General features: G+C 70.6%; 10 protein-coding genes and 1 riboswitch. Of the genes, 3 read left to right on the forward strand and 7 right to left on the reverse strand.

Features of this window, described 5'->3' with window-relative positions; translation table 11 throughout:
• Nucleotides 1–15: 15 nt before the first annotated feature.
• Nucleotides 16–192: a hypothetical protein gene (locus AC5P1B_RS02260; protein WP_493884421.1), complete on the reverse strand. Its 177-nt coding sequence runs from the start codon at nucleotides 190–192 to the stop codon at nucleotides 16–18.
• 413 nt (nucleotides 193–605) lie between these two features.
• Here AC5P1B_RS02260 and AC5P1B_RS02265 point away from each other — a divergent pair, with 413 nt between their 5' ends.
• Nucleotides 606–1,163: a type 1 glutamine amidotransferase domain-containing protein gene (locus AC5P1B_RS02265; RefSeq protein WP_493884495.1), complete on the forward strand. Its 558-nt coding sequence runs from the start codon at nucleotides 606–608 to the stop codon at nucleotides 1,161–1,163.
• Between the two features lie 92 nt (nucleotides 1,164–1,255).
• Here AC5P1B_RS02265 and AC5P1B_RS02270 read toward each other — a convergent pair whose 3' ends face one another.
• From AC5P1B_RS02270 to AC5P1B_RS02295, 6 genes are all read right to left on the reverse strand, one after another.
• On the reverse strand, nucleotides 1,256–3,046 hold the full coding sequence (locus tag AC5P1B_RS02270) for a SpoIIE family protein phosphatase (protein ID WP_493884422.1): 1,791 nt from the start codon (nucleotides 3,044–3,046) through the stop codon (nucleotides 1,256–1,258).
• A 521-nt stretch (nucleotides 3,047–3,567) separates the two neighbouring features.
• Complete coding sequence (locus tag AC5P1B_RS02275; RefSeq protein ID WP_493884423.1) at nucleotides 3,568–4,287, reverse strand: alpha/beta hydrolase; 720 nt, start codon at nucleotides 4,285–4,287, stop codon at nucleotides 3,568–3,570.
• Nucleotides 4,288–4,298: 11 nt separating this feature from the next.
• The gene (locus tag AC5P1B_RS02280; protein ID WP_493884496.1) at nucleotides 4,299–4,679 is read right to left on the reverse strand and encodes a hypothetical protein; all 381 of its coding nucleotides are present in this window, start codon (nucleotides 4,677–4,679) and stop codon (nucleotides 4,299–4,301) included.
• Between the two features lie 708 nt (nucleotides 4,680–5,387).
• On the reverse strand, nucleotides 5,388–5,993 hold the full coding sequence (locus AC5P1B_RS02285) for a hypothetical protein (RefSeq protein ID WP_493884424.1): 606 nt from the start codon (nucleotides 5,991–5,993) through the stop codon (nucleotides 5,388–5,390).
• A gap of 231 nt (nucleotides 5,994–6,224) precedes the next feature.
• On the reverse strand, nucleotides 6,225–6,698 hold the full coding sequence (locus AC5P1B_RS02290; RefSeq protein ID WP_493884425.1) for a C40 family peptidase: 474 nt from the start codon (nucleotides 6,696–6,698) through the stop codon (nucleotides 6,225–6,227).
• A 4-nt stretch (nucleotides 6,699–6,702) separates the two neighbouring features.
• Nucleotides 6,703–6,855: riboswitch (cyclic di-AMP (ydaO/yuaA leader) on the reverse strand.
• A gap of 276 nt (nucleotides 6,856–7,131) precedes the next feature.
• Complete coding sequence (locus tag AC5P1B_RS02295; RefSeq protein WP_493884426.1) at nucleotides 7,132–8,163, reverse strand: SAM-dependent methyltransferase; 1,032 nt, start codon at nucleotides 8,161–8,163, stop codon at nucleotides 7,132–7,134.
• A 1,039-nt stretch (nucleotides 8,164–9,202) separates the two neighbouring features.
• Between AC5P1B_RS02295 and scoE the strand changes: the two genes are divergently transcribed.
• Both scoE and AC5P1B_RS02305 read left to right on the forward strand, forming a co-directional pair.
• Nucleotides 9,203–10,105, forward strand: a complete 903-nt coding sequence (gene scoE / locus AC5P1B_RS02300) for a (3R)-3-[(carboxymethyl)amino]fatty acid oxygenase/decarboxylase (RefSeq protein WP_493884427.1) — start codon at nucleotides 9,203–9,205, stop codon at nucleotides 10,103–10,105.
• A gap of 9 nt (nucleotides 10,106–10,114) precedes the next feature.
• Nucleotides 10,115–10,675: an FcoT family thioesterase gene (locus AC5P1B_RS02305; protein ID WP_493884428.1), complete on the forward strand. Its 561-nt coding sequence runs from the start codon at nucleotides 10,115–10,117 to the stop codon at nucleotides 10,673–10,675.
• The last annotated feature ends 33 nt before the right edge of the window (nucleotides 10,676–10,708 follow it).

Raw genomic sequence — 10,708 nt, forward strand, 5'->3', positions numbered from 1 at the left:
TGACCGGCACAGCCATCAGTCCTCGCCGCGCACGATGTGCGGTTCCAGCGGAAACTCCACACAGGTCCGCAAGCGCTCGGCCTCCGGCCCGGCCGCCTTGGGCGACGGCGTACGACTGGCATGCTCGGCTGCTGACGTGGCCTTGGCGTCCTCTTCGTCGTGGCTGGGTGCCTGGCTCACGTGATCGGTCACGGCCCTGTCTCCCTACTCCCACTGTTCTCAAGTGCTGCCCTGGCGATGTGACGGGCCCGGTATGGCGCGATAGCCCACGCGAACCGGGTCCCCCGTTGTTTCCGCCGCAAACGGGAAAGGACCCGAACGGCAGAGCCGCAGCCGCCCTGCTGGGCGCCGAGTTGCTCCTGTTGGCCGAGCAGCGCGCACAGGGAAGCGAGCGAGGAGAACCAGCGGACGGGCCGGGAGAGACGGGCGGATTTGACAGGGCCGGACTGGGTGCGAGCCTGGAAAGGCGACGTCCGTCCCGACGGCGAACGGGCTGAGCCGTACGAGTGAGCCCGGCCCAGCCGCCGGCGGACGAGAACCAGCCGACGTCAAGCAGTGTCAACGACGCGCCCATGACCATGACGACGACCCTGAGGGACGAGCACATGGCACACCACCTCCGCGGCCAGAAGGTCGCGATCCTGGCCACCGACGGCGTCGAGCGAGTGGAGCTCGAAGGACCACGCGGAGCCCTCCAGGGCGCCGGGGTCACGGCCGAGGTCATCTCGGTCCACTCCGGGGAGATCCAGGCCCGCCAGGGAGACCTCGACCCGGCGGGCACGATTTCCGTGGACGGGCTGGTCGCCGACGCGTCCGTCGACGACTACGACGCCCTGATCCTGCCGGGCGGCACGATGAACCCCGACCAGCTGCGCATGAACAAGGACGCGGTCGCCTTCACCAAGAGGTTCGTGGACAGCGGCAAGCCCATCGCGGCCATCTGCCACGGTCCGTGGACGCTGGTCGAAGCGGACGTGGTACGCGGCCGCCGTCTGACCTCCTGGCCCAGCATCCGCACCGACCTGCGCAACGCCGGAGCCGACGTCGTCGACGAAGAGGTCGTCATCGACGGTCAGTTCATCACCAGCCGGTCACCCGCCGACCTCCCGGCCTTCTCCGTGGCCATCCTCGAACAGCTCGCCAAGGCCCAGCAGCAGGGGTGACGGGGGACAACGCCACCGCGGCGGCCGTACGCCGGGTGAGCGCGGCCCTCGCCCCCGCCCGCACTCCGGGCGCGCGCCGTGGGGCCGCGCTCTCAGCCGGTCCCGGCTCGTTCGCCCGCCGAGGCCGGGATGTCCTGTTCCGCCCAGACGACCTTGCCGGTCGCCGTCCGGCATGAACCCCAGCGGCGGCACAGCATGTTGATCAGCTGGAGCCCCCGGCCGCCCTCGTCGTGGAGCGACGCGTGCTGGATCTGCGGAAGGTCGGGCCCCGTGTCGGAGACCTCCACCACGAGCCGCTCGTGCTGGAGGAGACGCAGCCGGCCCGGGCCGCCGCCGTAGCGCAGCGCGTTGCCGACCAGCTCGCTCACCACCAGTTCGGTCACATCGGCGAGGTCACCGAGACGCCAGATGTCGAGCTGTTCCCTGACGTACTTACGCGCCGTTCCCGCCGCCGAACCGTCGCCCGGCAGGTCCCACATCCGTAGGGCCGTCCCTGGTGTCGACCGCCGCGCCGCCGCCACCAGCAGCACCGCTTCGTCGAACCGGGCCCGTCCGGCCGGCGCCAGGTCGCTGAGGGCGCATGAGTCGAGTTCGGCGAAGCGCATGTCGGCGGCGGTCTTGAGCAGCCGCTCCAGCTGGCTGTCGATGTCCTCCGTACGCGACTTGACCAGCCCGTCGGTGTACAGCACCAGCCGGCTGTCCGGGGTGACCGTCAGGCGCAGCGCGTCGTAGGGGATGACACCGGCACCGATCGGCGCGCCGACGGGCACCCGCACATACGAGGCTTCGCCCTCGGTGGTGACCAGCAACGGCGGCGGGTGCCCGGCACTGGCGAGTGTGAAGCTCGCGTCGGCCGGGTCGTAGACCGCGCACAGACAGGTCGCGATCTGGTCTTCCTCCAAGTCGCGGGCGGCCAGGTCCAGCCTGGCGAGCACCCGGTCCGGCGCCATGTCCATCGCCATCAGGGTCCGGCCGACGGCGCGAAGCTTGCCCATGGTGGCGGCGGCCGACAGGCCGTGGCCCATGACGTCCCCGACGACGAGCGCGGTCCGGCCACCGGGCAGCGACGCGACGTCGTACCAGTCGCCGCCGACACCGCCGGGGTCGGCGGTCGGCGCGTACCGGTGGCTGACCGCCAGTCCGGGCGTGTGCGGGGTGGCGCGGGGGAGGAGGCTGCGCTGCAGGCTGACGACGTGTGCGCGTTCACGTTCGTACAGCCGGGCGTTGTCCACGAACAGGGCGGCCCGTTCCGCCAGTTGGGAGACGAGGGCGACGTCGGTCGGGGAGAAGGCGGGCCGGTCGCCGGTGCGGATGAAGTCGGCGGCGCCCAGCAGCACCCCACGGGCGATCAGCGGCACCACCAGGTAACTGTGCACTCCCGCCGCGCGCAGCTGCGCCGCCGCGCTGGTGGTGGGTGCCACGCGCTCGAAGTCCGCCGCCGCGATGGTGCCGACGAGCACGGGCTCGCCGGTCGTCAGGCACTTCGTGGCGTACTTGTCCGCGCCCGTGGAGCTGAGTTCGCCCACCGGGTCGGGTTCGAGCGAGTCAAGACCGTCGATCGCCGCGACGCCCATCGCCCGGGTGGCCGGGCGGTCGGCCCGGCCCGGCCGGGCGCCGTCCTCGCCGTGCAGCACGGACTCCAGCAGATCCACGGCGGCGCCGTCGGCGAGCCGGGGGACGCAGAAGTCGGCGAGCTCCTGCGCGGTCGTCAGGAGATCGAGGGAGGTTCCGATGCGGACGCTCGCTTCGTTGAGCCAGGTGAGCTCGTCGCGTGCGCTGCCGTCCTGGGCAGCGCTGTCGCGCGCGGTGAACCGGTCGGAGAGTGCCGTGGTGAAGCGGCGTACGGCGCTGGGCCGCACGGCGTTGTTCCGGCCGTGCTCCACGTACGTCTCCTCCACATCCGCCGTCGCCCCGCGTTCTACCCCTCATGCCGCGCGGAAACCGCTGACTCTAGCTGGTTGTCCTGGCGTCGGGAGTGGCCTGGCAGGTGCCCAGTTCACCGCCGGTGCCGAGGAGTTCGGGCGGGCCGGACCTGGAGTGCTCCCGGGCGGGCCCGTGCGGGGAAGAGGCGGGAAGCGGGTGGCGGGGGCGCGGCGCCCAGGGTGGGGCGGGCGGCGGGAAGGGTCCGCGTGCCGTGGCGGCCGCGGGCCGGGCTGTCGCGATGTCCGCACCGTGTCTCGCACCTCGTGATGACGTTCCGCGCTGCCAGGGACGGCGCGCGGACCAGCCGGCGTGGCGGTGACCCCTGCCGGGGCCATCGTCATCACCGGCGTCGCTGGTCGCCGCGCCCAGTGCCCTGACGCTCTCCGTTCCCTGCTGCTCTCCACCGTCACTCTATGGGCGTTTCGCTCTGCTGGCACCCGGGCGTGACCGCACGTTTCACGCCAGTCGCCAGGGGCCCGCTTCAGCCCGTCGGCGCCGGAAGTTCCGGACCGTCCGCCTCCGGCGCGGACAGCGCGTTGTCCACCACAGTGGGCAGCGGGGTCAGGCCGAGCAGTCCGGTGACCACCCGGGTCGTCAGCGAGTGCCAGGCGTTCGCCCGGCGCAGCATCGCGTGATCACCGCCGGGCAGCAGGAGCGCGCACGCCTGGGCGCCCGCCTCCCTGGCCCGCGCGGCCAGCTCCCGCGACCCGCTCGGCGTCGTCACCCGGTCCCGGTCGCCGTGGAGCAGCACGACACGCTTGCCCGCCAGCTGCGCCACCGGTTCGTCGTCCGGGCACCACGGCGCGAGGCCCACCACCGAGTGGACACTGGGGTGCGCGGCGGCTCGCAGGGCGGCGCGGCCGCCCATGGAGTGCCCGACCAGGACGACCGGCAGGGGGCCGTGGAAGGAGCTGAGTTCGTCCAGGGCACGCTGCGCGTCCTGAGCCGCGTCGTCCCGCTCGCCGTTCCAGCCGCGATGGCGGTAGCGGACGACGCCGAGCGCTATCGGATGTTCGGCGGTGGCGCGCGCGATGGCCCGGGCGAACGGCCGCATCCGGGCACTGGGCAGATTCAGCGACGGCGGCGGCTCAAGACCGTCCTCGCGCCCGCCGTGCAGCAGCAGCACCGCGGCGCGCGGCGGTATGGCGGGCGGGCGCAGGACCAGGGCGGGAGCCACGGCGGTGGCGTCGCGTACGAACACGGCGCGGGGCCTCATCGCCGCCCCCGCCGGGAAGAGGTGAGCAGACCGGCGACGGACAGGGCGCCCCAGCCGACGGAGACGGCGACCGCCATGACGCGCCGGTCCCGGTCCGGGAGCGTCAGGCCGAGCAGCGCCGCGTCACCGAAGTCAGCGGCGATCCGCAGCGCGGTGGCGGTCCGCAGCGCCGGCCCCTCGGGCGCGACCACCATGGCGAGTCCACTGGCGGCGTCCCGCCACGCCAGTGGGCGCAGCGAGATCCGGGTGGCCGACCGGACCTGGCCGTCGTCGTCCGCCAGCCCGGAAGGCCGGGCCAGCAGGTCAGGCCACGCCGTCACCGCCAGGCCGTAGAGCGCGGTCGCCGCGCCCACCGTTCGCAACAAAGCCACCCGCATCGTCCGCATCACCCTCTCGTGCCCGCTCCGGACCGGCTGCCGCGGGCAGCCGCCGCCGACCGTCACTGTCACACCGTACGTGGAGCCGATCACGGGCGGAGGCGGGCGGGCCGGTGGCGCCCCAGCCACCACTCTCGTCGCGCTGCGGAGAGCCGGAAGCCGAGGAGCCGAGGAGAGCCGGAAGGAGTCAGAGCGCCGGACGGGTTGGTCTCAGGGCGCCCGGGACCGCTGCCGTCGCGGTGTCGGGCTGTGGGGCGTCGCGGAAGGCACGGGTGTGCGCGGCGGGGCAGGCCGGGGGCGCGGGGGAGGCCGTCCGGCTACTGGAGGCACGGGTGCGGACCAGAGACCAGCGCGGTCGCGCGGCGGTGACGGGGAACCAGAGCAGAGGGGCCCGGGGGCGGCGCGTATGACGCCGTGGGAGCCGGAGCCCGGACGAGGCCGGTCATCGCCCGCGGGGGCTCAGGCCCCTGCCGCTGAATCCGCAGGGCAGCGGCCGCCGGCCTGGTCGGCGGGGACTGACCCCGGTGCCGCCGGCAGCGCACTGCGCGTCGGCGGCACCGGGGAAGCGGGACCCGCTACGGTCCTCGGAACCCGCTACGGTCTGTCAGCGGCCCGTGGCCGGGGGCCCGCAGACCCAGGCCGCGCGGGCGCGGGCGCCCGTGTCCCGGCCTTGGTGGGCGGCGGCGCACCCGCCACGAGGCGCGCTCACTACTTGGGGGTGACCAGCGCGTCGGGGTCCCTGGGGGCGTTCTTGGCCAGCTCGGTGGACGCGTTGAGGGTGAACAGCTTCTGCCCCTTGCGGAACGGCGACATCTGGAACGTCTGCTTGAACAGGTCCTCGCCCTGCTTGGTCAGCGTGGTGGGGACGTTGACGGCCCGCAGTTCCTTGCGCGTGAACTGGACGTTCTCCCGTCGGATGGCGTACTTCAGCAGCTTGGTGGACTGCGGGGCGGCTCCGTTGACGGAGGACTTGACCATGGTGCGCGGGGCCTTGTCCACATGGTTGACGATCTTGTTGAGTTCGAGGCGGTCTTCCCGGTCGTGGAAGAGGATGCCGCCGCTCAGCCGGGAGCTGGTCTTGGTGCCCTCGTGGATCGGGAAGGCCACGCACTCCCGGTGCTTTCCGGCGAGCCGTGCCTCACCGGTGGCGACCATGGAGATCCCGCGGTCGGCGAGCCGCTGGGCGGCGTCGCCGCGCAGGCAGAGGCTGGCCTCGGCGTTGAGCGGAACAGTCGCCTCGTTGGCTTGGGCGGGCGCCATCGTGCAAGCCATCGCCGCCGCCGCGATGGCAGCGCCCGTGGTACGTCGCAACATGACTAGTCCTTTTGGTCCGGGCCGTCCGCGGTCAGGACGGCACGCAAGGACAACGGCGCGCCTCACTTTCGGGTGACGTATTCGCGGCAAGGATCACTCGCCTTGGTGAGTGTGCGGGCCGTGTGCGAGTCCTCACGCGCGGCCGCCGCCTCCGCTGGAAGCGAAGGCGGCGGTCACCGCTTGGCCGAGCGGCCCGTCAGCCGTCCTGCTCACCCCCGGCTGACGCGTACGTCATCGCACGCGGCCGTACCAGACGTTCTTTGTCCATATCCTTTCCTTACGGACCGACTTGCCCGGCTTGGGCGCGTGCCAGATGGTGTTCTTCCCGGCGTAGATGCCGACGTGGTAGACGTTCCGGCCGGAGTGGAAGAACACCAGGTCGCCGCTCTTGCGGGAGCGCGCGGACAGATGGCGGGTCTTGTTGTACTGGGCGGCCGCGGTGCGCGGCAGCTTCTTCCCCGCCTTCTTGAACGAGTAAAGCGTCAGGCCCGAGCAGTCGAACCGGCTCGGACCTGTCGCCCCGTACTTGTACGGGGCCCCCTTCTTGGAAGCTGCGACCTTCAGGGCCTTGCCCGCCGGGGTGGCCGCTTCGGCTTCGGTGGTCAGCGCCGGTACCAGCGCTGTGCCGACCAGGAGCGCCGCAGTGAGTGCGGACGCGGTGCCGAACCGGGAGGCGGGCAGGGGTATGTGTGCATGCGTGGACATGCGAGAGCCCTTCGTCATCCGCCTGCGAAAGATGACCTGTCGGGTTCGGGCTGGCGAAGTTGCCCGGCCACATGCGTGGCTTCACCCCAAGGGCCACCGCGTTCGTGGCCCGTCGTGCTTGGGTCTCCCGTTCCTGCCAATTCAGTGTTGTGCGTTCCAGGGCCCGGTACGGCGGCAGGACTCGGCGTCCGCCCGGGCCGCCCCGCCATGGTGACGAGGGCTTGGTAGTGCCGGTTAGGGATTTTGCGTCATGAACCAACCAGACTCAGAGCTGAAACGGTCTTTTGTGAAGTTCTTCACCCCGGCCCTCGTCACTCGGTGTTCGCGCCCCGCTCACCTCGCAGCCTCCCATTGGCCCCGCTTGACCTGCGGAAACCAACCCCGGCCACGAGGCGCGGCGGGCGTCATGCCTGGTTGGGACGTCGACGGAGAGTCAGGAGGGCGCGGGGGCCGGATTGGTGCCGACGAACGCGCGGAACTGCTCGGCCGGGATCAGCCGGTGCGCCGCGACGTCGGTGAACCCCGCGCTCTTCAGCTGACCCACCAGCTCTTGCGGCTCCGGCAGCGGGCCGCCGAAATCGGTGTACTCGCACCACATGTTCAGCATCTGGGAGCCCAGGCTCCCGCCTTGGCAGCCCGTCGTCAGCAGCAGCCTGCCTCCGGGCGCGAGGAAGGAGCGGGCCCGCTCCAGGATCGCGACGCGGTCGGCCACCGGGAAGTAGTAGATGTTGTTGTGCAGCGTGACGAGGTCGAACTCCGGCTCGGTCTCGAACGTCCGCAGATCGCCCTGCCGGACTTCCACCCGGTCGGCGAGCCCCCACTCCGCCAGCTGGGTGGTGGCCTGCTCCACCACCTCGCTCTGCAGATCGATCGCCAAGGCGGTCAGCTTCGGGTTGAGGGAGGCGGCATGCCGCACGTAGGTGCCGCTGCCGCAGCCGACTTCGAGCAGCCGGAGCGGAGCGGCGCGGTCCACTACGAGCCTGATGGCCTCCTGGACGGCCGGCTCCAGCGCCCGGGACGAGCGGGCGATGAGCGCCCCGTCCTGGTCGGCGTAGGTCAGCCGCCGCCCGTCACGCAGCATGGTGGGGGCGTCCAGCAGCATCGGGGCGTGAAAGCGCAGCAGCTGGTCGATGATCGCGGCGAAGGCGTCCTGCTCGGCGCGCGCGAGCTCCTTCGCCGTACTGCTCCGCAGTCGGTACCGGCCCTGCCGGTAGCCCAGCTCGCCGAGGTGGACGCCGATGTCGAGCCAGACCCGCAGCAGCTCCTTGTCCTTGCGGACGTCGAGTTCGTCGGCGAGCGTGGCGACGTCGCAGGGGCTCGCCGCGAGCTGCTTGAGCACACCGTTGCTCGCCGCCGAGGCCAGGAACGAGGTGCGGTAGACCGGTGTCAGGCAGTTCTTCGACAGGCGCAGGGTCAGCGGAAGTTGACGGTTCCTCACCAGCTTGATGACAGTCCTGATCTTCAAAGGAAGTTTCCTCACGTGGGGTGGTTGTGAGCAAGGCTCGTGCGATGTGGTGCGCCCGAGGGGGCGTCGGCCGGACGGCCTGTCGCCTGTCAGGCCGTGACACGTTCGGGGGACAGCCGCGGACGGCCGGTACGCCGCCGCGCCGGTGCGAGATTCGCGTGACCGACGTCGGCTGACTGCCATCCGCAGCTCCGCGTTTGTTCGGTCTACGCTCGCCAGGCGCCTCCTTCTATCAGGTGAGCCGTCGCCCTGCCGAGCCCACCCGCCCGCCGGGCGCGGCCGGAAACGGGCCGGAATCCCGCCAGTGGGACACGGCAGCCGGACTCGCGCGCCCGGTCCGCCACTGATCCCCGGCCGCCCGCGCCGTGTCGCGCGCACCCTGCCCCCTCGCGCCCTTACCGCTGCTCACGGGCCCGTCCTTGGCGTTCGCTCTCCCGTGCGTCAACCGCGCGCGATGGTCTGTGGAGGTGACGGGACGCCGGGCGAATGGTGCGTGCACACTGCGTTCACCCCCTTGCTTCATCGGGAGTGCCCGCGTCACCCCATCGGGCTAATCGCGACCGGTCGGCCCTGTTGTGGATCTCCGCTCCGTCCGCGCAGTGTCCGCCGTGTCACGCGGCGCCCGGACAACAGCTCCTAGAACACCTGTCGCAGGCGTCACTCTTCCATTTCAGAACGAGCGAAGATCCGCCTAAGCCGGGTCGGGCATGGTGATGCGGCTTGAGTACGACGACAGGAGCGACATGGCCGCATGCGCTGACGGCTCACCGTGGGTCCGTGGTTTGCACCGGACCGCGTCGATCGCTCACGTCAGCCAGGCCCTGCGTGTCCACGGGAGCAGCGAGCTCCACAAGGGCAGCCAAAAAGACCAGTGCTCGCCGGAGGCGAGACGACTGGACCAGGCTCAGGACGGTTCGCGGATAGTCCCGTGAAGCCGTCGCGCTCGCCTCATCGAGCGCTGCGACATGGCGTTGTGAAGAGCGCCCCCTTGTTCGTTCCCGCGCATTCGTCATCCGCTTCATCACCCATGGGAGAGATCATGAGCACCATTCCGGCAACAGCAGCAATGGGAATCTCGGTGGAGGGACTGGACGTCCTCGGCGCTACCGCCGAAGAACTCGCCGCCCTCAAAGACAAGATCTACACGCACAAGATCGTTGTTCTTAAGGACCAGCACCTCACACCCGGCGCGTTCGTCGCCTTCGGGCGGCGGCTCGGCGAGGTGGAGACGTACTACCAGCCCATGTACCACCACCCGGAGCACAAGGAGATCTTCGTCTCCTCCAACGTGAAGGAGGAGGGCCAGCAGGTCGGTGTGCCCCAGACCGGGAAGTTCTGGCACCACGACTACTCGTTCATGCCGCGTCCCTTCGGCCTGACTCTCATTTACCCGCAGGTCGTTCCCCGGCAGAACCGCGGCACGTACTTCATCGACATGGGCAAGGCGTACAGCAAGCTGTCCGCCGACCTGAAGGCCGCCATCGCGGGCACCCGCAGCCTGAACAGCGTGCGGCGCTACTTCAAGATCCGGCCCACCGACGTCTACCGGCCGGTCGTCGACGTCCTCGCCGAGATCGAGGAGTCCACCCCCGCCGTCACCCACCCCACCGTCTTCCCGCACCCCGTCACCGGTGAGCCCCTGCTGTACATCAGCGAGGCGTTCACCTACGAGTTGCAGGACGCCGAGGGCAAGCCGCTGCCGGACAGCCTGCTCAGGGAGCTGCTCGCGGCCACCGGCCAGTCAGATACGACCTTCCAGCACGAGAATATCCACCTCCAGACCTTCGACAAGGGCGACCTGCTGCTGTGGGACAACCGCAGCCTTGTGCACTGCGCCCGGCATACGGCCAAGCCCGAGCCGACCGTCTCGCACCGCGTCACCGTGCACGACGAGTACGACTTCTACCCCGGCATCGGCCGACGCCCGGCGTCCGACCGCTGAGGGGCCACCGTGGAACTGGCCACTCCTGCGGCCAAGCCGGTCGCGTACGCGTGTGACGAGGATCTGCTGACACGGGTCCTCACGCCGTACAAACCTCACTGCCGGTATCTCAAAACAGCCACCGTGACGCGTCAGGGAGAACCCCGGGACGGTGGTCGGGTCAGCGCGCGCGGCGAATTCACCATTCCCGAGTCGTGCTACATCGACAACACCGGTCACTTCAACGCCGTCGAATTCAACCTCTGCTATAACCAACTGGTCTATTACATTCTGGCGAAGTCCGTACAAGAACAGGCGATGTGGCCGTTCGACACCTGGACGATTGACGAATTCTGGGCGCGGCAGCTCCCCGACATTCTCATCGTGGACTTCCGCAGCACCTTCCGGCGCCCCATGCGCGGGCGCCACTTCTGGGGAGAGCTTGACGTGGTCGGCGTCGAAGAACGCGACGGCGACAGCGGGGCACTGGTGCTCGTCAGCACTCTCTGCCGCTTCGGCGAGGAAGACGTGCCCGCCTGCCTCGGCGGTGTGCGGCTCGCCGTACGAACGACCCGAGCTGTCGCCTCGTGAGTTTTGGAGCACGCACTGTGCGAACAAGAGCAG

The organism is Streptomyces sp. A01, from assembly GCF_059026195.1.

Excerpts from the sequence above, each read along its gene's own strand:
- AC5P1B_RS02265 (WP_493884495.1), top strand. The coding sequence starts at position 606 with ATGGCACACCACCTCCGCGGCCAGAAGGTCGCGATCCTGGCCACCGAC.
- AC5P1B_RS02280 (WP_493884496.1), bottom strand. The coding sequence starts at position 4,679 with ATGCGGGTGGCTTTGTTGCGAACGGTGGGCGCGGCGACCGCGCTCTAC.
- AC5P1B_RS02285 (WP_493884424.1), bottom strand. The coding sequence starts at position 5,993 with ATGTTGCGACGTACCACGGGCGCTGCCATCGCGGCGGCGGCGATGGCT.
- AC5P1B_RS02290 (WP_493884425.1), bottom strand. The coding sequence starts at position 6,698 with ATGTCCACGCATGCACACATACCCCTGCCCGCCTCCCGGTTCGGCACC.
- scoE (WP_493884427.1), top strand. The coding sequence starts at position 9,203 with ATGAGCACCATTCCGGCAACAGCAGCAATGGGAATCTCGGTGGAGGGA.